This is a genomic window from Streptomyces sp. NPDC026538 (genome assembly GCF_055567535.1).
The window spans coordinates 128,123-147,074 of record NZ_JBVHQG010000002.1 but is presented as its reverse complement, the minus strand read 5'-3'; the positions used below and the strand labels follow the sequence as shown (position 1 = coordinate 147,074).

General features: G+C 72.9%; 16 protein-coding genes and 1 pseudogene. 11 read left to right on the top strand and 6 right to left on the bottom strand.

The window, feature by feature from the left end; translation table 11 throughout:
• Positions 1-41 precede the first annotated feature (41 nt).
• Entirely contained in the window at positions 42-989 is a 948-nt protein-coding gene (locus ACZ4N4_RS07575) for a class I SAM-dependent methyltransferase (protein WP_467585593.1), read from the top strand.
• Positions 986-1,864, top strand: a pseudogene (locus tag ACZ4N4_RS07570) (lysylphosphatidylglycerol synthase transmembrane domain-containing protein); the annotation flags it as partial. The gene ACZ4N4_RS07575 and the pseudogene ACZ4N4_RS07570, both read left to right, overlap by 4 nt.
• 101 nt (positions 1,865-1,965) lie before the next feature.
• Here the strand turns inward: ACZ4N4_RS07570 and ACZ4N4_RS07565 are convergent.
• Positions 1,966-2,724 (bottom strand): creatininase family protein, encoded by a 759-nt coding sequence (locus ACZ4N4_RS07565; RefSeq protein ID WP_453568099.1) that lies wholly within the window; start codon positions 2,722-2,724, stop codon positions 1,966-1,968.
• Positions 2,725-2,763: 39 nt separating this feature from the next.
• On the opposite strand from ACZ4N4_RS07565, the gene ribA reads away from it, so the two are divergent.
• Complete coding sequence (ribA, locus tag ACZ4N4_RS07560) at positions 2,764-3,423, top strand: GTP cyclohydrolase II (RefSeq protein WP_352222015.1); 660 nt, start codon at positions 2,764-2,766, stop codon at positions 3,421-3,423.
• Between the two features lie 55 nt (positions 3,424-3,478).
• A complete protein-coding gene (locus ACZ4N4_RS07555) occupies positions 3,479-4,624 on the top strand; it encodes an NAD(P)/FAD-dependent oxidoreductase (RefSeq protein ID WP_467585590.1) in 1,146 nt (381 codons plus the stop codon).
• Between the two features lie 74 nt (positions 4,625-4,698).
• Here the strand turns inward: ACZ4N4_RS07555 and ACZ4N4_RS07550 are convergent, their stop codons facing one another.
• Positions 4,699-5,922, bottom strand: a complete 1,224-nt coding sequence (locus tag ACZ4N4_RS07550) for a serine hydrolase domain-containing protein (protein ID WP_467585587.1) — start codon at positions 5,920-5,922, stop codon at positions 4,699-4,701.
• A 320-nt stretch (positions 5,923-6,242) separates the two neighbouring features.
• Here ACZ4N4_RS07550 and ACZ4N4_RS07545 point away from each other — a divergent pair, with 320 nt between their 5' ends.
• Together ACZ4N4_RS07545 and ACZ4N4_RS07540 are read left to right on the top strand one after the other, a co-directional pair.
• The gene (locus ACZ4N4_RS07545) at positions 6,243-6,668 is read left to right on the top strand and encodes a PPOX class F420-dependent oxidoreductase (protein WP_453567485.1); all 426 of its coding nucleotides are present in this window, start codon (positions 6,243-6,245) and stop codon (positions 6,666-6,668) included.
• Positions 6,669-6,784: 116 nt separating this feature from the next.
• Entirely contained in the window at positions 6,785-7,195 is a 411-nt protein-coding gene (locus ACZ4N4_RS07540; RefSeq protein WP_467585584.1) for a VOC family protein, read from the top strand.
• Between the two features lie 86 nt (positions 7,196-7,281).
• Here the strand turns inward: ACZ4N4_RS07540 and ACZ4N4_RS07535 are convergent, their stop codons facing one another.
• The 3 genes from ACZ4N4_RS07535 to ACZ4N4_RS07525 all read right to left on the bottom strand — a co-directional run bounded on the left by ACZ4N4_RS07535 (position 7,282) and on the right by ACZ4N4_RS07525 (position 11,394).
• Positions 7,282-8,496, bottom strand: a complete 1,215-nt coding sequence (locus tag ACZ4N4_RS07535) for a glycosyltransferase family 4 protein (RefSeq protein ID WP_467585581.1) — start codon at positions 8,494-8,496, stop codon at positions 7,282-7,284.
• 75 nt (positions 8,497-8,571) lie between these two features.
• Complete coding sequence (locus ACZ4N4_RS07530; RefSeq protein WP_467585578.1) at positions 8,572-9,894, bottom strand: nucleotide sugar dehydrogenase; 1,323 nt, start codon at positions 9,892-9,894, stop codon at positions 8,572-8,574.
• Positions 9,895-9,972: 78 nt separating this feature from the next.
• Complete coding sequence (locus ACZ4N4_RS07525; protein ID WP_453567493.1) at positions 9,973-11,394, bottom strand: glycosyltransferase; 1,422 nt, start codon at positions 11,392-11,394, stop codon at positions 9,973-9,975.
• A 101-nt stretch (positions 11,395-11,495) separates the two neighbouring features.
• Here ACZ4N4_RS07525 and wecB point away from each other — a divergent pair, with 101 nt between their 5' ends.
• From wecB to ACZ4N4_RS07505, 4 genes are read left to right on the top strand one after another with little or no spacing between them, the layout of a single operon-like run.
• On the top strand, positions 11,496-12,584 hold the full coding sequence (gene wecB / locus ACZ4N4_RS07520) for a non-hydrolyzing UDP-N-acetylglucosamine 2-epimerase (protein ID WP_467585575.1): 1,089 nt from the start codon (positions 11,496-11,498) through the stop codon (positions 12,582-12,584).
• Complete coding sequence (locus tag ACZ4N4_RS07515; RefSeq protein ID WP_453567496.1) at positions 12,577-13,248, top strand: class I SAM-dependent methyltransferase; 672 nt, start codon at positions 12,577-12,579, stop codon at positions 13,246-13,248. The genes wecB and ACZ4N4_RS07515 overlap by 8 nt, the downstream gene beginning before the upstream one ends.
• Entirely contained in the window at positions 13,248-15,056 is a 1,809-nt protein-coding gene (locus ACZ4N4_RS07510) for a hypothetical protein (RefSeq protein ID WP_467585572.1), read from the top strand. Before ACZ4N4_RS07515 ends, ACZ4N4_RS07510 begins: the two co-directional genes overlap by 1 nt.
• Positions 15,053-17,239: a glycosyltransferase gene (locus tag ACZ4N4_RS07505; RefSeq protein ID WP_467585569.1), complete on the top strand. Its 2,187-nt coding sequence runs from the start codon at positions 15,053-15,055 to the stop codon at positions 17,237-17,239. Before ACZ4N4_RS07510 ends, ACZ4N4_RS07505 begins: the two co-directional genes overlap by 4 nt.
• A 104-nt stretch (positions 17,240-17,343) precedes the next feature.
• Here ACZ4N4_RS07505 and ACZ4N4_RS07500 read toward each other — a convergent pair whose 3' ends face one another.
• Entirely contained in the window at positions 17,344-18,345 is a 1,002-nt protein-coding gene (locus ACZ4N4_RS07500) for an acyl-CoA desaturase (protein ID WP_467585567.1), read from the bottom strand.
• 266 nt (positions 18,346-18,611) lie between these two features.
• On the opposite strand from ACZ4N4_RS07500, the gene ACZ4N4_RS07495 reads away from it, so the two are divergent.
• Positions 18,612-18,917, top strand: a complete 306-nt coding sequence (locus tag ACZ4N4_RS07495; RefSeq protein WP_453567504.1) for a hypothetical protein — start codon at positions 18,612-18,614, stop codon at positions 18,915-18,917.
• The last annotated feature ends 35 nt before the right edge of the window (positions 18,918-18,952 follow it).

Sequence of the window (18,952 nt, the reverse complement as noted above, 5' to 3'; positions counted from 1 at the left end):
GGCCCACGGATGTTACCGATGCAGGGGTGGGACGAGAGCACATGGATGCCGCAGCCCCCGGGGAGCCCGGGCGGTCCGAGGTCATAGCCGGGGCCGGACCTGTCGTACGCCTCGGCGAGCGGGCCACCGTACGCCTGCGCGAGAGCGAGCCCGAGGAGCCGGCGCGGTACGCGCCCGAGTGGCTGGAGCTGCGGGAGAGCGCGGACGCGGCCGCCCGGGCACACGATCTGCTGGACCCGCTGCGGATCCGGCTGGCCAACCTGCCCGGCAAGGCGGGCGGTCTGGTCGTGCACGACCTGGGCTGCGGCACCGGTTCCATGGGCCGCTGGCTGGCGCCCCGTCTGGACGGCGCCCAGCACTGGATCCTGCACGACCGCGACCCCTACCTCCTGCACTTCGCCGCCGTCGCCTCGCCCCGGGTGGCCGCCGACGGCAGCCGGGTCACGGTGGAGACCCGCCGCGGTGACGTCGCCCGGCTCACCCCCGACGCGCTGACAGGCGCCTCGCTGGTGACCGCGTCCGCACTCCTTGACGTGCTCACCCGGGAGGAGATCGACACCCTCGCCGAGGCCTGCGCCGGGGCCGGCTGCCCCGCCCTGCTCACCCTCTCGGTCGCCGGACGGGTCGAGTTCGACACCCCCCACCCGCTGGACGCGGAGCTGACGGAGGCCTTCAACGCCCACCAGCGGCGCGGCGGGATGCTCGGCCCGGACGCCGTCACCGCCGCCTGCGAGGCCTTCGCCGACCGCGGCGCCACCGTGAAGGTGAACCCCAGCCCCTGGCGGCTCGGCCCCGACGAGAAGGCGCTCACCGAGCAGTGGCTGCGCGGTTGGGTCGGCGCGGCCGTCGAGGAGCGTCCCGAACTGGCCGAGCGCGCCGAGGCCTACCTGGCCGAGCGGCTCGCCGCCTGCGCCGCCGGTGAACTGCGGGTCGTCCTGCACCACAGCGACCTGCTGGCGCTCGCCCGGCCGACCGGAGGCAGCTCATGACCACCCCCACCCTGGTCCGCGGGACCGCCCCCGTCGCCCCGGTGACCGTGCCCCGGCGTCTCACCTTCCGTGCCGTCCGCGCCCACCTGGGCACCGTCGCCGGAGTCGCCATCATCGCCGTGCTGCTGTGGCGGCTCGGCACCGGCGTCTTCGTCGACGGACTGCGCCGCATCGACACCCCGACGCTGGTCGCCGGCCTGGCGATCGGGGCGGTCACGACCGTACTGAGCGCCTGGCGCTGGCAGTTGGTGGCCCGCAGCCTCGGGCTGCGGCTGCCGCTCGGGCCCGCCGTGGGCGACTACTACCGTGCGCTGTTCCTCAACGCGGCCCTGCCCGGCGGGGTCCTCGGCGATGTGCACCGGGCGGTCAGGCACGGGCAGAGCGAGGGCGACATCGGGCGCGGGGTCCGCGCGGTCGTACTGGAACGGGCCGCGGGGCAGATCGCGTTGACGGTGTTCGGCGCGGGCGCGCTGCTGATCCTGCCCTCGCCGGTCCGCGACCAGGCGCGCAGCTTCGCCCCGTTGGTCGCGGCCGGCCTGGCGGGCGCCTGCGCGGTCGTGGTCGCGGTCCGCATGAACAGGGCCACGGGCAAGCGTGGCGGCGCCCTGCGCGCGACGCTCGCGGAGGCCCGCCGGGCGCTGCTGTCACGGCGGACCGGGCCGGGCGTCGCGCTGTCCTCGGCGGTCATCCTCGCCGGGCACGTCGGGATGTTCGTGGTGGCCGCCCGGGTCGCCGGCTCCGCCGCCTCCGTGGCCACGCTGACGCCGATCGCGGTGCTCGCCCTGGTCGCCATGGGCCTGCCGCTGAACGTCGGCGGCTGGGGCCCCCGGGAGGGCGTCACCGCCTGGGCGTTCGCCGCGGCAGGCCTCGGCGCGGACAGCGGGCTCGCCACCGCCGTCGTCTACGGCGTCCTCAGCTTCGTGGCGGCCCTGCCGGGGCTGGTGGTCCTGGTCGTCCGCTGGTACACCGGGATGCGCTACTCCCGCTCCGAGGCGAGCAGTTCGAAAACCGCGCCGAAGGAATCGGCGAGGCTCGCCAGGAGTTCCTTCCCCTTTTCCGCCGACCCCAGGGAGGGACGGCCGATGACGCCCGACTCGGTGTAGGCGGACATTCCCAGGGTGAGGAGATGACGGCGGTCGTCAGCGGTGAAATCGGCGGACTCGTGACCAGGGCGGACCAATTCGGGATGAGCGTGCAGCAGAATCGAGGTCTCGATTTCTCCCGCGTGCATGTCGGTGAGCGCCGAGGTCTCCACCCCGGCCCGCGCAAGCGCTGTCTCCCAGTCCTCCGCGGCCGGGTACAGGGCCATCCGCTCGCCCCGCGCGGACGCCTCCTGGACGACGTTGCCCAGCACGTAGTTGCCGCCGTGGCCGTTGACCACGACCAGCGCCTCGACGCCCGAGCGGCGCAACGATTCCGCGATGTCCCGGACCACCGCGTGCAGGGTCACCGAGGAGATGCTGACGGTCCCCGGCCAGGCCGCGTGCTCGTGCGAGCAGGAGATCGTCACCGGCGGAAGGAGGTGCACCGGGAACGCGTCGGCGATCTCCCGGGCGACGGCACAGGCGACGAGCGTGTCCGTCGCCAGCGGAAGGAAGGGACCGTGCTGTTCGAAGCTCCCCACGGGAAGGACGGCGACCTGAGTTGAAACGCCCGCCCCCCTGGTCCGTACCTCTTCCGTGGTGTCCGTCGGCAACCAGCCGTATGCCGCCGTACGCGCGCCCGAACCATTCATCTTTTTCACGGCCTTTCGTCTCCTCTTAGGAATCAGATCATGACAGAGAACATCGGCGTACTCGGCAAGAAGTCCCCACGGCGTTCGGGCGTGGAACGCGTCGTCAATGCACCGCTGCCCACCGTCTACGGGAAATTCCAGGCGATCGGCTACCTGGACCACGACCGCGGTGACGAGCAAGTCGCCCTGGTCTACGGGGACATCGACAGCGACCGGGTACTGACCCGGCTGCACTCGGAGTGCCTCACCGGTGACGCGTTCGGCTCCCAGCACTGCGAGTGCGGCGACCAGCTGGCCGCCGCCCTGCGCGCGGTCGTCGCCGAAGGCAGCGGCATCGTCGTCTACTTGCGGGGGCACGAGGGCCGCGGCATCGGACTGCTCGCCAAGCTGCGCGCGATGGCGCTCCAGGCGGAGGGCCTGGACACGGTCGAGGCCAACCTCGCGCTCGGTCTGCCCGTCGACGCCCGCGACTACGGTGTCGCCGCCGGCATCCTGCGCGACCTCGGGGTGGGTTCGGTACGCCTGATGTCCAACAACCCGCGCAAACGCGAGTCCCTGGTCCGCCACGGCATCGAGGTCGCCGAGACGGTCCCGCTGCTGATCGAGCCGTGCGAGAACAACATCACCTACCTGCGGACCAAGCGCGAGCGCCTCGACCACGTGCTGCCCCACCTGGACGCGGTGGCGCACTGGTCCTGAGGTACCGGGTGGCCTCCCGGGGAAGGAACAGGGGAGACCGACAGGAGGCGCACGCGTGAATCTTCGGGCCCAGGTCGTGATCATCGGCGGCGGGGTGATGGGCACCAGCATCGCCTACCACCTGGCGAGCGCCGGCGTCCGTGACGTCGTCCTCGTCGAACGGGACGAACTCGCCGCCGGATCCACCTCGAAGGCCGCCGGCGGGGTGCGCGCCCAGTTCTCCGACGAGCTCAACATCCAGCTGGGCGCGCGCAGCTTAGAGGCCTTCGCCCGCTTCGGGCAGGAGATCGGGTACGACATCGGGCTGCGCCGCGTCGGCTACCTCTTCCTCCTGTCCACCCCCGAGGAGGTCGCCTCCTTCGAGGCGGGCGTCCGGCTCCAGAACCACCTCGGTGTGCCCAGCCGGATGCTCACCCCGCAGGAGGCGGCCCGGCTCTCCCCGCTGGTCGCCACCGACGGACTGGTGGCCGCCGCCTACTCCCCGGACGACGGCCACTGCACCCCCGAGTCCGTCGTGCACGGCTACGCGGCCGCCGCCCGCGCCCACGGCGCCCGGATACTGCGTCACACCGAGGTCACCGGCATCGAACAGGACGGCGCCCTCATCACCGCCGTGCAGACCACTCTCGGCCGGATCGCCACCGAGACGGTGGTCTGCGCGGCCGGTGCCTGGTCGCGGGCGGTCGGCGCGATGGTGGGTGTCGACCTGCCGGTGCAGCCGCTGCGCCGCCAGATCGCGGTCACCGAACCGGTCCCGGGACTGCCGCCGACGCTCCCCATGACCATCGACTTCAGCACCAGCCTGTACTTCCACGGCGAGGGCCCCGGACTGCTGCTCGGCATGTCCGACCCCGACGAGCAGCCGGGCTTCGCCACCGACCCGCACGACCGCTGGGTCCCGCGTCTGTGCGCGGCGATGCAGCGGCGCGCGCCCGCCCTGCTCGACCTGCGCCGCACCGGCGGCTGGGCCGGCCTGTACGAGAACACCCCGGACCACAACGCCCTGATCGGCGAGGCGACTTCGGTCTCCCGGTTCCTGTACGCCACCGGGTTCTCCGGCCACGGCTTCCTCCAGGGCCCGGCCGTCGGCGAGGTGATCCGCGACCTCTACCTGGGCCGCGCCCCCTTCCTGGACGTCCGCCCGCTCGGCGCCGGCCGGTTCGCGGCCGACGCGTCCCGCCCCGAGACCAACCTGGTCTGACCGGACACCCCTTGGTCCAGGACCCTCCTGATCCTGGGTCGTGCTGGTCCTGGATCGTGGAGTCCTGGATCGTGCTAGTCCTGGATCGTCTCGTGGACCAGCCGGCGCAGCTCCGGGAGGACCTTCAGGGTCTTGGGGCGCACCTGGGTGTGGAACTGCACGGTGAGGTCGTGCGTGGGGTCCACCCAGAAGGCGGTGGTGGCCGCTCCGGTCCAGCCGTAGGTGCCGGGGCTGCTCGGCGAGAGGGTGCGGCCGGGGTCGATCACCACCGAGACGCCCAGGCCGAAACCGAGGCCGTCGTTGCCGGGCTCCTGGTGGGGCGGGGCGCCGAAGGTACGCAGATCGGCCCCGCCGGGCAGGTTGTTGCTGGACAGCAGGGCTACCGAGGCGGGGGAGAGCAGCCGGACGCCGTCCAGTTCGCCGCCCCGGCGCAGCATCTCCGTGAACCGGTGGTAGTCGTACGCCGTCGCCGCGAGGCCACCGCTGCCGGACAGCAGGCGGGGGCGGCCGCGCAACGGCAGGCCGGGGATCGCCGCGAGGCCGCCGTCCTCCGTCTCGCCGTACAACTCCGAGAGCCGGTCGGCCTGTTCGGGCACGATGTGCAGGCCCGCGTCAGGCATGCCGAGCGGGCGGAAGATCCGGTCCGCGAAGAACTCGTCGAGCCGCTGCCCGGAGACCACCTCGATGACGCGGCTGAGCACGTTGAAGCCGACGGAGTAGTTCCACTGGGTGCCCGGCTCGAACTGGAGGGGCATACGCGCGTACACCTCCATCGTCTCGGCGAGGTCCGCGCCCGCCGGCACCGAGAAGTCCAGGCCGGCCTCGCGGTAGCGGGCGTCCACCGGGTGCGAGTGGTAGAACGCGAAGGTCAGTCCGGCGGTGTGGGTGAGCAGATGCCGGATCAGGATCGGCCCGTCGGCCGGCCGGGTCACCATGTCCGCGCCCGAACCGCTCACGTACACCCGGGGATCGGCGAACTCCGGCAGCAGGCGGCCGACCGGGTCGTCCAGGGAGAGCAGGCCCTCCTCCACCAGCAGCAGTATCGCCACCGCGGTGACCGGCTTGGTCATCGAGTACACCCGCCAGATGGTGTCCGGCTCGACCGGCAGTCCGGCCTCGCGGTCACGGTGGCCCTGCGTGGTGAGGTGGGCGATCCGGCCGCCGCGCGCCACGGCCACCAGGTAGCCGGGCAGGCGCCCTTCGTCGACGTAGTGGGCGAAGTGCTGGTCGAGGCGGTCCAAAGCCTTCACGTCCAGCCCGACCTCACTGGGGTCGACTTCCTGTCGCAGCTGTGCCATCGCTCTCCTCCGGTCGTGTCGTCCCGCTGTGCGGTCCGACCTCGGACCTCATCGTTGCGCAGGAAGCGGGGAACCGACCCGCTCATCCGCGTGTGGTGTGACGGACGCTATAGAAGAGGCGCCGGGTGAGGGAGACGCGGCCGCCACGCCGGGAACGCCAGTACGGGCAGCGGTTTCACGGCCCGGCCCCCGGCAGAGCGTCCACGTGTACATGCCCCCGTCTTCCCCTGTGCACTCCGGGTACACCCGGCCCGGCGGGCGGTCTCCCCGCCGGACCGGTCGGCGGGAATGCGGTGCGGGTCCGGCGGGGTTTCCCTTCCATGACCCAGGACGCTCTTCTGAAGCTGCTCGCCGAAGGCCACGACGGGGTGCTGGTCACCCTCAAGAGCGACGGCCGTCCCCAGCTGTCCAATGTCAATCACGCGTACTACCCGGACGAGCGGACCGTCCGGGTCTCGATCACGGACGACCGCGCCAAGACCCGCAACCTGCGCCGTGACCCGCGCGCCTCCTACCACGTCACCAGCCCCGACCGCTGGGCGTACACGGTCGCCGAGGGCATCGCCGAGCTCTCGCCGGTCGCGCGGGACCCGTACGACGGGACCGTCGAGGAACTCGTCCGCCTCTACCGCGACGTCCGCGGTGAGCACCCCGACTGGGACGACTACCGTGCCGCGATGGTCCGCGACCGCCGGCTGGTGCTGCGGCTGCGCGTGGAGCGGGCGTACGGCATTCCGCGCGCCTGAGCGGATCCCGGGGGCCGGCCCTAGGACCTGTGACCGAGGGCGATCGGCCGATGGCCGCGCACGGGGGCGGACGCCTAGGCTGCTGAGCAGGATCGGCAGCTCAGGAAGAGGTCACGATGCCCCTCAACGGTCGCAGTCACATCCGCGTCGCCCGGCCCTCCCGGGATCTCGCCGCGGCCGAGCGCTTCTGGGTGCGCGGGCTGGGCCTCGGTGTGGTGTGGCGGGCCGAGGGCGGACCGGAACCCGGCGAGCACGATCTGCTGATGCTGGGCTGGCCGGACGCCGGCTGGCATCTGGAGCTGGTCCGTGAACAGGCCCGGCCGGTCGAGCCGCGGCCCACCGAGGAGGACCTGCTGGTGGTCTACCTCGACGGCCCGGTGCCGGACGACCTGGTCGCCCGGCTGGAGGAGCACGGCGGCAAGCGGGTGCCGTCACCGAACCCGTACTGGAACCGGTGGGGCGTCACCGTCGAGGATCCGGACGGATACCGGCTCGTGCTCTGCGAGCGGGGCTGGTCCAACGCGTAGCCGGCAGCGCTTGCCGCTCGCCCCGCCCGCCGCCGGCCTCCGCGCGTGATCGGCGTGGTCCCTGTGGTGATCCGCGCGCGTCGAGTTCAGCCGACCCGTCCAGGACGCGGCCTGGGGCCGGGTGACCGGCTTCCGGTCGCCGGGCGGAGGCGAGGCCGCCTTGTACCGGCCTCGCCACCCGTGCGCCCGACGCCGGCCTCCTCCCGTGCCCAGGTCTCCAGCAGGTGGGTGAACTCGGCCGCCTTGTCGGGCCAGTTGTAGTACGTCACGGCCGCCTCACGGCCGCGCTGGGCCGCGGTGTGGCGCAGTATCGCGTCGGTGCTCAGCCGTCGTATCGCCGCCGCCGCAGCGCGCGGGTCCTCGTAGGGGACCACGAGACCGCAGCCGTGCCGCTCGACCATGTCGGCCGCCAGCGGGGTGGGCGTGGTGACGACGGGGACGCCGTGGGCCATGTACTCGACGACCTTGGTGGGCCGTGAATGACGGTAGTTGGGCTGATCGTGCAGGAGGGAGAGGCCGGCCAGGGCACCCGCGAGCAGTGCGAGGGCGCGGTCGTTGGGCAGGAAGCCGTGCCAGCGCAGCACGCCGTCCCGGTGGGCCGCCGCCAGCGCCTCACGGACGTCCGGGTCGGCCGCGCCGGCCACCTCGACGCGCAGACCGGGCCCCAGGTGCCGGGCGGTCTCGATCAGGTCCAGTGCGCCGCGCGCCCGGGACAGGTGGCCGACGTAGACGACCCGTTCGCTGCCCGGTGGTTCGGGTGCCTGCACCGGCGCCGTCGTGAAGTTGGGCACCACCGGGTGCGCACGGCGGAACCGCTCCTGGTAGGCGTCCTCGGCGAGCAGCAGCCGCAGATGGCGTTCCGCCAGCCGTTCGGCCGCCCGCACGGCGAGCCGCAGCGGCGGCCGCAGCGCCCGGGGCACCCAGCGTTTCATGGCGAGCGCGGCGGCGGTGTCCTCGTGGACGTCCCAGACGACCACCGGTGCCGCCTCGGACCGCCGCCAGCGGCGCAGGGTGCCGGGCAGGGCCAGGAGCAGTTCCGGGTCGTGGAGGAGGATCACGTCCGCCTCGCGGCCGCGGTCGGCGAGCAGGGCGCGGGCCGCGCCCACCGCCGCCCGGCGGCTGCGGCCCGCCGCCCGGGGCAGGTCTATGCCCTCGAGGTCCGCGCGGGGGCGCACCTCACGGGCCGAGAACGGCGCCGCGTACACGACGTGGTGGCCCCGTTCCCGGAGTGCGGTGATCTGCCGGTGCAGTATGCGCGCGTCCTCGGGGTGGTGGACGACGGTGACGACGAGTATCCGCATCTGAGCGCCTTTCGACCCCGCCGCCCGGAGCCCTCGGACTCCGGGCGGCGGGAAGGGAGTTGCCGCCGAGGTCGCCTACAGCACCTCGACACCGGGCCGGAAGATCCGCCCGCGGGTGTCGAAGAGCAGCCGGGCCTCGTCGCCGATGGCCGGTAGGTCGTAGGCGGAGTGGTCCTGGAGCAGGATCGTCAGGTCGTGCGAGCGCACGGCGGCCATGACGTCGGTGACGCGCGGCACGGCCTCCCCGTCCACGAACCAGGCGGGCACGAACGGGTCGTGGAAGGCGATATCGGCCTCCCGGGCCCGCAGCAGCCGGGCCACCGGCACCGCCGGCGCCTCGCGCTGGTCCGCGACGTCCGGCTTGTAGGTGACGCCGAGCAGCAGCACCCGGGAGCCGTGCAGGGCGCGGCCCTCGTGGTTGAGCAGATCCTGCGCACGCCGGACGACGTACTCCGGCATGTGCGCGTTGATCTCCCGGGCGAGTTCCACGAACCGGAACTCGTAGCCGATCGAACGCACCTTGTACGACAGGTAGTTGGGGTCGATGGGGATGCAGTGGCCGCCCACCCCGGCGCTCGGCCGGAAGGCCTGGAAGCCGAACGGCTTGGTACCGGCGCAGCGGATCGCGTCCCAGACGTCGACGCGCAACTCCTGGCACAGGATGGCCAGTTCGTTGACCAGGGCGATGTTGACGTGCCGGTAGGTGTTCTCCAGCAGCTTGGCCATCTCGGCTTCCCGGGTGCCCTTGGCCTGCACGACGGTGTCGACGAGCTTGCCGTAGAAGGCGGCCGCCCGGGCCGCGCACGCCGGGGTGCAGCCACCCACCACCTTCGGGGTCTCGCGCAGCCCGTGGGTGGTGTTGCCGGGGTCGATCCGCTCCGGTGAGAACGCCAGCGAGAAGTCGTCGCCCACCCGTAGCCCGGACTCCTCCAGGATCGGCTTCACCACCTCCTCGGTGGTGCCCGGATAGGTCGTGGATTCGAGGACGACGAGCCGTCCGCGGCCCAGCCTGCGCGCCACCGCCCGCGCCGCGGAGGTCACGGCGCTCAGATCGGGACCGCCGTCCTCGCTGAGCGGGGTCGGCACACAGATCACGATCGTCTGCGCACGGGCCAGACAGGCGTCGTCCGTGTACGCGGTGAAGCCGGCCAGTTGCATGCGGGCGACGTCGCCGTCGGAGACGTCGTCGACATGGGAGTGTCCGGCGTTGAGGCCCTCCACGACCCGTGGGTCGAGGTCGAGCCCCGCCACTCTCAGCCCGACCAGCGACGCCTCCCGCGCGAGCGGAAGCCCGACGTAGCCGAGCCCGATGACGGCCAGTTCGAAGCCGTCGGTCCGTTCTGCGTCCCCGAGCGATTCGCTCAATTCCCCGAGCGGTACGGCCTTTTCGACCTGCATAGGGATTCTCCGCCCTCAACGGCAGACGCCGTATGGATCCGAAGGGCCCGGACGGTGCGATTCCGGGCGACGGGGGCCTCAGACACATCCAAGAGCGCGATACGCGTCTCGGGTCGTGGCAGCGACCCTCTTCCAGGTGCGATCACGCGCTACCAGAGCGCGGGCGGATGCTCCCCATTCATGCCGCCGTTTTCGACTGTAAAGCAATACTTCGAGAGCTTCTGCCCAAGCATGCGGAGACTCAGGCGAGATCAGCTGGCCGGTGACTCCCGATTCGACCAGTTCTCGCAGGGCTGTGAGATCACTGGCCGCCACGGGAACACCGCTCGCCATCGCTTCGACCGGCTTCAGCGGGGTGACCAGTCGGCAGACCCGTTCATCGGTGCGCGGCACCGCGAAAACGTCCAGAACCGCGTGGTAGGAGCGCACTTGGTGGTGCGGGACACGGCCGGTGAACAGCGCGACGCCGGCACCGAGTCCCAGCCGGTGGGCCAGCGCCTCGAGCGCCCCGCGCTCGGGTCCGTCACCGACGATCAGCAGCCGCAGCGGAACCCCTCGGCGGCGCAGCTCGGCACCCGCATGGAGCAATGTGCCGATTCCCTCGTGTGGAGTAAGGCTGCTGACGGTGCCCACCACGTAGTCGTCCGCCGCGATACCGAGCCGGACCCGCAGTTCCGCCCCGTCCGGCGGTGGGGCGAGGAAGGCGTCGTCCACCGCGTTGGGCACGATCAGGACCCGCTCCTCGGGCACCCCGCGGGACACGATCTCGGCCCGCATCGCCGCGCCCAGGGTCAGCACCAGGTCGGCCTGGCGCATGCAGTACGTCTCCAGGGCGCGCCGCGCACGGTAGGTCGGGTCGTCCGGAGTGCGGCCCGCCGCCTGGGTCAGCCAGGTCTCCTCCAGGAACCCGCGCACCTCGTACACCACCGGCAGCCCGTAGGTCTCCCGCAGGGCCAGCGCCACCCGCCCGTTGCCGTGGTCGGTGGCCGCGTGCAGCACGGCGGGCCGCAGCCGCTCCACCAGGCGCCCGGCCAGCTCGGCGTTGCGGGCCAGCACCGGGCCCTGCCCGTACGGCAGGTTCAGCGGCAGCAGCCGGTGCTGCGGCACCCCGTTCACGATCTGCAGCGGGCGGGCGTCCAGGACGCCCTGCGCCACCGGGAACCCGATCCGGGTCACCACGTGCGGATCGAGCCCGGCGGCCCGCTGGGCCTCGGCGAGCGCCTGGGTACGCACGGTGTAACCGGCGTGCTTGAACGGCAGCCCGTTGGTGACCACGTGGAGCACCCGGCCCGGCTCGGGCCGCACCGGCCGCCCGGCGGGCCCCGGGATCCGGGCGGCGGACGGCATGGCGGTCGGCCCGGCCGACCGGGCCCGGGCGGCGAGCCGCCGCTCGACCGGCCGCAGCCCGCGCCGCACCCGCCCCGGCAGCAGCCGTACGCCGAGCAGCGCGGCCCGCGCGGGATCGTTCCGCAACTCGCCCCATGCGACGGATGCGGCCAAGCTGAGTGCACGGGGGATCCAGAAAACACGGCGCGGCATGGGACGGAACAGAAGTCGGGCCATGTCGTCAAGGTAGGCCGACAGAGCGGAGAACGTACGACATGAACGGCCGCGTACTCCATGTCGTAGGGACCAGACCGAACTTCGTGAAGGCCGCGCCCGTGGTCGCCGCCCTGCGCGCGACCGGGCACGACCAGGTCCTGGTGCACACGGGTCAGCACTACGACGAACGGATGTCGCACATCTTCTTCCGGGAGCTGGGCCTGCCCGCCCCGGACACCGACCTGGGCGTCGGCTCCGGCAGCCAGGCCCGGCAGACCGCCGACCTGCTGGTGGCGCTGGAGGGCGAGCTGCTGGCCCGTGCCCCGGCCCTGGTCGTCGTGTACGGCGACGTGAACTCCACCCTCGCCGCGGCGCTGGCCGCCGCCAAGCTGGGCATCCCGGTGGCCCATGTCGAGGCGGGCCTGCGCAGCTTCGACATGGCGATGCCGGAGGAGGTCAACCGGCGCCTGGTCGACCAGCTGGCCGAGCTGCTCTTCGCGACCAGCCCGGAAGCCGTCGGACACCTGGCCCGCGAGGGCGTCGACCCGGGCCGGGTGCACCTCGTCGGCAACCCGATGATCGACACCCTGCTCACCCATCTGGACCATTTCGACCCGGCCGCCGCTCGCGCCGCGCACGCACTGCCCGAGCGGTACGGCGTGGTCACCCTGCACCGCCCGGCCAACGTCGACGACCCCGAGGCCGCCGCGGCCGCCGCCCGCGCCCTGACCGAGGCGGCCGGCCACCTCGACCTCGCCGTGCCCCTGCACCCGCGCGGCCGGGAGGCGCTGCGCAAGGCGGGCCTCGCCGACGCACCCGGTATCCATCTGCTCGAACCGCTCGGCTATGTCGAGTTCATGGGCCTGGTCCGGGGCGCCGCCGCCGTGATCACCGACTCCGGCGGGGTCCAGGAGGAGACCACCGTGCTGGGCGTCCCCTGTCTGACGCTGCGCACCACGACCGAACGCCCGGTCACCGTCACCCACGGCACCAACCGCCTGGTGAACCACGGCGAACTGGTGCCCGCCCTGCGCAAGGTCCTGGACGGACCGCCGGCGGCCGACCCCGAAGGCCCGCCGCTGTGGGACGGCAAGGCCGGCCCCCGCATCGCCCGCGTCCTCACCGAGTGGCTGGAGCGCCATGACTGACGCCACCCGCACCCGTCCCGACGGTCCCCGCCCCGTCGGGCACACCGTCCGCACCTACTGGGACACCCGGCACCGCGAACGCGACGACCTCGCCTCCGGGGGCCACATCGGCCTGGACCGGCCCGGCAACGAGATCTTCTACGCGGTACGGCTCGGCCAGCTGCTCACCCTGATCGGCGACCTGTCCAGCCCGGCGTCCCCGCTGTTCGTGCTCGACGCCGGCTGCGGCAAGGGGCACTTCGCCCGCGCCCTGGCCCGGTGCGGCCACCACGTGGACGCCTTCGACGCCAGCGAGGAGGCCGTCGTACAGGCCCGGGCCGAGGGCGGCGGACCCCGCTACGCCCTCGCCACCCTCGACGAGTGGCGCAGCCCCTGGCTCTACGACGTGGTGATGTGCGTGGACGTCCTCTTCCACGTCATGGACGACGCGGAGTGGGCGGCCGGCCTGCGCAACCTCGCCTCGCTGGTCCGCATCACCGGCCGGCTGATCGTCACCGACGAGCACACCGACGAGCCCGTCCCGCGCGGCGACTACATCGTGCACCGGCCGATCGCCGCCTACCGCAAGGAACTCGAGCCCCTGGGCCTGAGCCACTCCCTCTTCCGGCCCTACGGTTTCCGCGAGAACCGGGTCGGCTTCCATGTCTTCACGAGGACCCGCTGATGCGCCTGACCGATCTGCTCCACCCGCACCTGGACGACGTGACCTCGGTCGTGGACGCGACGAGCGGCGGCCTGCGTCTCGACCCCTATCTGCACCTCCCGCCGGGCGTCGACTCGACCCGGCACGAACAGCCGGTGGGCGAGGGGGAGCTGATGCTCCTCTGCTACGGCCCCGACACCGCCCTGCACGGCGACGAGGCGGACTGTCTCGCCGCACTGGAACGGATGCGGCCCGGCGGCCGCGGCCTGATCGTCTTCGGCCACCCCGGCACCGACCTGCCCTACCACCGCCTCCTCGACGCCCTGGTGGCCCACCGCTGCCAGGTGCTGCACGCCGCCGCGCTCGGCTACACGCATCTGCACGCCGGCGCGGTCTTCGCCTGCACCGAGGAACTCCTGCCGCCGCACGACTGGTTCGGCCACCCGCTGCCGGCCGACGGTTTCGCCACGGCCCTTCGGATCGCCGACGAGTACGTGCTCGCCGACTTCGTCTCCCGCTCCCAGCGGGCCCGCCTGATCGACCTGGAGCGGGCGGCCGAGGAGACCGCCCGCGCCCTGGAGAGCGGCCGCGAGGACGGCCTGGCAGAACGGCTGGCCACCGCCCTGCGGGAAAAGGACCAGCTCGCCTCCGCCCTGCGCGGGGCCCGGGAACGGACCGGCGTGCTGGAGGCCCGCGTGGCGATGCTGGAGGGCTCCACCTCACTGCGGGTCGGCAAGGCGCTGGTGTCGGCGGCCCGTTCACCCAAGCGGGGCGCGGCCAGGCTGCCCGGAGAGCTGTACGGGCTGTGGCGGCAGCGGAAGGTCAAGGGACGGCCGGCACGGCCCGCGAGCGCCGCCCCGGCACCGGAGGCGCCCGCCGACGACCGCTTCTACCTCTCCCACCGGGCGCTGTCCGTGGCCCCCCGCGACCGGCTGGTGATCACCGGCGTGCTGACCGACCGCACCGCCGCCGACTTCGCGGCGGACGCCGTGGTCAGCCGGGTGCTGCCGCACGACGGCCGGCTGCTGGTCGAGCGCACCGACCCGGACGTCTTCCTCGTGCAGCTCGGCGCCTGCACCGCCGAGGCCGGCCCCTGGACGCTCACCGGCACCGGACACGCCCCCGACCTGGACCGCCGCCTCGCCGAACTGATCAGCCAGGCACGGGGACTGGGCCGGACGGCGGTGCTGTGGCGGGACGGCCCGGCGTCCTTGGCACCGGGACTGTCCCAACTGCCCTGGGACGCCGTCCTCGACGGCGACACCGGGACCGCGCTCTCCCGCCTCGACCCGGTCGCCGACGGCCGCGACCGGCTCCGGGACGTCTTCCAGCAGGACAGCACCCGGGTACGGCTGGCCCGCCTCGCCGAACTGGCCGGCGCCCCCGCCCCGACGGCCGAGCGCCGGGTCGCCGTAATGGCCGCCCCCCGGGACGCCACCGACGTCGCCCGGCTCGTCGCCCAGACGCTCGGCCAGCTGCACCGGCCTTCCGAGGTCGTCGTCGCCGACCCGGCCGGGCTCGACCTCGGCGAACTCACCGCCGCCTCCGTCACCGTGCACTCCGGACCGCCCACCGCACCGTGGGTCGCCGACTGGACGGATCTGACCGAGGACCGCCCCGACACCCTGCTGCTCGACCTGCTCTGCGCCCAGGAGTTCTCGGGCGCCGACGCGGTGGGACACACCCCCGCCGCCGACGACTACGCCTTCGTACCGACCCTGAAACCGCTGCTCGTCCGCCGGTCGCTGCTTGACACCGGCACCCCACCGGACACCTGGTCGCGGGCCGGGCACCGCCTGTTCGCCGTGCGTGGAAAGGAGCCGTCATGACCCGCACCCTCAGGGCGCTCGTCTACGGCGACGTGGACCTCAATCTCATCGACGGATCCGCCGTCTGGGCCCAGTCGACGGTGCAGGCGCTGTCCCGCGCGGGCTGCCGGACCCGGCTCGTCCTCAAGGCCCCCGTGGAGACCGGCCGGCTGACCGACCCGCTGGCCGGACTGCCCGGGGTCACCGTGGTCCGCCCGTACGAGGAACACCTCGTCCCCGGCCAGGGCGCGCACCCCCTGTCCCCTTACCAGGCCTCGCAGTTGCTCGCTCGCCTCGACGAGGAGGAGCCCTGTGACCTGCTGGTGCTGCGCGGCCGCCGGCTGGTGAAGCAGATCGTCGGCGACGGTCACTTCCACGGACGCATCTGGGCCTACCTCACCGACATCCCGCAGTCCCCGGCCCAGATGACCGAACAGGACCGCGTCGACCTCGTCCGCATCGCCAACGCGTCCCGGCAACTCCTCTGCCAGACCGAGGAGTTGCGTTGCTTCCTGGAGGCCTGGGTGCCGGAGGCCTGCGGCCGGGCCGTGCTCTGCCCGCCCGCGGTGCCCGAACCCGGCCTCCCGGTCCCGCAGCGCGACGGACTGCACGATCCGGTGCGCCTCGTCTACACCGGCAAGTTCGCGCCCCGCTGGAACACCCTGCCCATGACCCGGCTGCCCGCCCGGCTCGCCGAACGCGGCATCCGGGCGGAACTCCACGCCGTCGGCGACAAGATCCACAAGGACGCCGCCCACCCCGGCTTCGACACCGCCATGGCCGAGGCACTGCACACCACCCCCGAGGTCCGCCACCACGGAGGCGTGCCCCGCGAGGAGGCCATGCGCATCGCAGCCGACTGCGACATCGGCCTCGGCTGGCGCGACGCCTCACTCGACGCCAGCCTCGAACTCTCCACCAAGGTGCTGGAGTTCGGCTCCCTCGGCCTGCCCGTCGTGCTCAACCGCACCCCCGCGCACGAGGCGCTGCTCGGCACCGACTACCCGCTGTTCGTGCCCGGCGACGCGGCCCTCGCGGACGCGGTGGACGCGGTCACCGTCGCCGTACGCGACGCCGAGGCCAGGCGTCTCGCGGCCGACCGGTGTGCGGCCGCGGCCCGGCAGTACACCATGGAGGCCGCGGCCGCCCGCTGGCGCGCACACCTCGACGGTGCCTTCCCCGCCGCGCCGGCCGCCGTCGCCGGCCGCGGGCGCCCGCTGCGGATCGGGGTGGCCGGCCACGACCTGAAGTTCCTCACCCGGCTGCTCGACCACTTCCGCGCCCTGCCCGGCCTCGACGTACGCGTCGACGCCTGGCCCGCGCTCGCCCGGCACGACCCGGCCGCGAGCCGTGAACTCGCCGACTGGGCCGATGTGGTGGTCGTCGAGTGGTGCGGCCCGGCGGCGGTCTGGTACAGCCGCCACAAGCGGCGCGGCAGCAGGCTGATCGTCCGCCTGCACCGCTTCGAACTCGACGCCGGCTACCCGCAGCAGGTCGACATCGACGCCGTCGACCGCGTGGTCTGCGTCAGCCCCTACTACGCCCGCAGCACCCGGGAGCGGACCGGCTGGCCCGCCTCGAAGATCACCACGATCGGCAACTGGGTCGACGTCGACCAGCTCGACCGGCCCAAGGCGCCCGGCGCCCGGCACCGTCTCGGCATGATCGGCATCGCGCCCAGCCGCAAACGCCTCGACCTCGGCCTCGACGTCCTGGAGGTACTGCGGGCCCACGACCGGCGCTGGCACCTCTCGGTCAAGTCCAAGCCGCCGTGGGAGTACTGGTGGATCTGGAACAAGCCGGAGGAACGCGCTCACTACGAGGCGATCCTGCGCCGTATGCAGACCTCGCCGCTGCTCGAAGGGGCCGTCGTCTTCGACCAGTTCGGGCCGGACGTGCCGAACTGGCTGCGCCGCATCGGCCATGTGCTCTCCACCAGCGACGACGAGAGCTTCCACCTCGCCCCGGCCGAGGGCATGGCCTCCGGTGCGGTACCCGCGCTGCTGCCGTGGCCGGGCGCCGACGAGATCTACGACCGGCGCTGGATCCACGACACCCCGGAGGCGATGGCCGAGTCGATCGCCGGACTGGGTGAGCTGGATGGCTGGCGGTCGGCCGGGGAAACGGCCCGCGGCCAGGTTCGGGAGGGCTTCTCGCTGGAACGGGTGGCGAAGGAGTGGACGGAGCTGCTGGTGTCCGGCTGAGCCACGCGTTCCCCGAGCAGCCTGCCCGTTCGCATCCTCCCGGGCAGGCCCGAGGACCCCGCCCTCAGCGGTTTCGCCGAGGGTGGGGTCCTCGCTGCGCGGCGTCAGGCCGCGGACTCCTGCTGGGCGGCCGGTTCGGGCAGCAGGCGGGCGCTGAGACGGTCCGCGCTCGGCCAGCGGACGTCGTACGCCCAGCCCAGCTTCTCGAACATCCGGATCAGCCGGGCCGACGGGTCGAGCTGGCCGGGCAGCACACCGTGGCGCGCGCCCGTGGGGTCGGCGTGGTGCGAGTTGTGCCAGCTCTCGCCGAAGGAGAGCAGCGCGAGCGGCCAGAAGTTGGTGGCCTTGTCCCGGCTGGCGAACGGGCGCCTGCCCGCGACGTGACAGACCGAGTTCACCGACCAGGTGACATGGTGCAGCAGCGCCATCCGCATCACGCCGGCCCAGAAGAACCCGGTCAGCGCGCCGGTCCAGGTGCCGGTGACGAGCCCGCCGACCAGCGCGGGAGCCAGCAGCGACACGGCGGTCAGCGGTCCGAAGAGCCGGCCGACGAGCCGCAGGTCGCGATCGGCGGCGACGTCGGGCGCGAACCTGGCCCGGTTGCTCAGTTCACGCTTGAGCATCCATCCGATGTGCGCGTGCAGCAGCCCCTTGAGCAGCGCACGCGTGTCGGTGCCGAAGCGCCAGGGCGAGTGCGGGTCGCCCTCGCGGTCGGCGAAGGCGTGGTGGCGGCGGTGGTTGGCCACCCACTGCACCGGCGAGCCCTCGACCCCCAGCGAGCCCGCGACGGCCAGGGCGATGCGCAGACCCCGCTTCGCCTTGAACGAGCGGTGCGTGAAGAGACGGTGATAGCCGACCGTGAGACCGAAGCCGGACACCAGGTAGGCGACCGTGGCCATGGCGACGTCCAGCGCGGACAGGCCCCGTCCCCACACCAGCGGCACCGCGGCGACCAGACCGATCAGCGGGCCGACCACGAAGATCCACATCGCGATGCCCGCCGCCGCCGTCTGCGGGGCGTCGAGTAGCGGCCTGACCCCGGCCGCGGTGTCGGCGTCGCCTTCGGTGACGACCTGTTCGGGACGGTCGGTGCTGCTCGGGTTCATCGGTTCCCCGCCGTTGCTCAAGGGTGTCGGACACGGTGCCGGACCGACCGGGAGAAGGCACACGCGTGCGCTGTGCAGCATGCTCGGCGGCCTAGGTCACACGATCGCACCCGAGGGCATCCTCGCAGGTCATCGCTCATGTCCAGGGTGTGAACGGCACGGGACCAAATCGCCGTCGCCCCTTGGCGGGGGAACGCTTGATCTCAAGTCCGGTTGAGGTTCTAGGGTCGAGAGTGCTGACGCCGATGTACGGGAGGGGAACGGCCATGAGGACACTGGTACTGGGGAGGACGCCCGCCAGGGTGACGGCCGTGCTGGCCACACTGCGTGCGGACGGCTTCGACGCGGAAGGGGTGAGCACCGACGACGAGGCCCGGAAGCTGTTGGCCACCGGGGAGTTCGAGGTGCTGATCATCGGTGGCGGAGTGGGGCCCGAATCCCGCGCCCGGATCAAGGAGTTCGCGGCAGGTCACCAGGTGCGGCGGGTGATCGACGGGGCGCTGTCGGAGCCGTTCGACGCCTATGTGCGGCGGGAGTTCGAGCCGCTGATCCGGCAGACCGCCGAAGGCTGACGGCCCCGGTCCGCCCGGACCCAGGTCCGGGCGGA

What these genes read in the sequence shown, in the direction of transcription:
- ACZ4N4_RS07575 (WP_467585593.1), top strand. Translation starts at nt 42, where the DNA reads ATGGATGCCGCAGCCCCCGGGGAGCCCGGGCGGTCCGAGGTCATAGCC.
- ACZ4N4_RS07565 (WP_453568099.1), bottom strand. Translation starts at nt 2,724, where the DNA reads ATGAATGGTTCGGGCGCGCGTACGGCGGCATACGGCTGGTTGCCGACG.
- ribA (WP_352222015.1), top strand. Translation starts at nt 2,764, where the DNA reads ATGACAGAGAACATCGGCGTACTCGGCAAGAAGTCCCCACGGCGTTCG.
- ACZ4N4_RS07550 (WP_467585587.1), bottom strand. Translation starts at nt 5,922, where the DNA reads ATGGCACAGCTGCGACAGGAAGTCGACCCCAGTGAGGTCGGGCTGGAC.
- ACZ4N4_RS07545 (WP_453567485.1), top strand. Translation starts at nt 6,243, where the DNA reads ATGACCCAGGACGCTCTTCTGAAGCTGCTCGCCGAAGGCCACGACGGG.
- ACZ4N4_RS07540 (WP_467585584.1), top strand. Translation starts at nt 6,785, where the DNA reads ATGCCCCTCAACGGTCGCAGTCACATCCGCGTCGCCCGGCCCTCCCGG.
- ACZ4N4_RS07535 (WP_467585581.1), bottom strand. Translation starts at nt 8,496, where the DNA reads ATGCGGATACTCGTCGTCACCGTCGTCCACCACCCCGAGGACGCGCGC.
- ACZ4N4_RS07530 (WP_467585578.1), bottom strand. Translation starts at nt 9,894, where the DNA reads ATGCAGGTCGAAAAGGCCGTACCGCTCGGGGAATTGAGCGAATCGCTC.
- wecB (WP_467585575.1), top strand. Translation starts at nt 11,496, where the DNA reads ATGAACGGCCGCGTACTCCATGTCGTAGGGACCAGACCGAACTTCGTG.
- ACZ4N4_RS07515 (WP_453567496.1), top strand. Translation starts at nt 12,577, where the DNA reads ATGACTGACGCCACCCGCACCCGTCCCGACGGTCCCCGCCCCGTCGGG.
- ACZ4N4_RS07510 (WP_467585572.1), top strand. Translation starts at nt 13,248, where the DNA reads ATGCGCCTGACCGATCTGCTCCACCCGCACCTGGACGACGTGACCTCG.
- ACZ4N4_RS07505 (WP_467585569.1), top strand. Translation starts at nt 15,053, where the DNA reads ATGACCCGCACCCTCAGGGCGCTCGTCTACGGCGACGTGGACCTCAAT.
- ACZ4N4_RS07500 (WP_467585567.1), bottom strand. Translation starts at nt 18,345, where the DNA reads ATGAACCCGAGCAGCACCGACCGTCCCGAACAGGTCGTCACCGAAGGC.
- ACZ4N4_RS07495 (WP_453567504.1), top strand. Translation starts at nt 18,612, where the DNA reads ATGAGGACACTGGTACTGGGGAGGACGCCCGCCAGGGTGACGGCCGTG.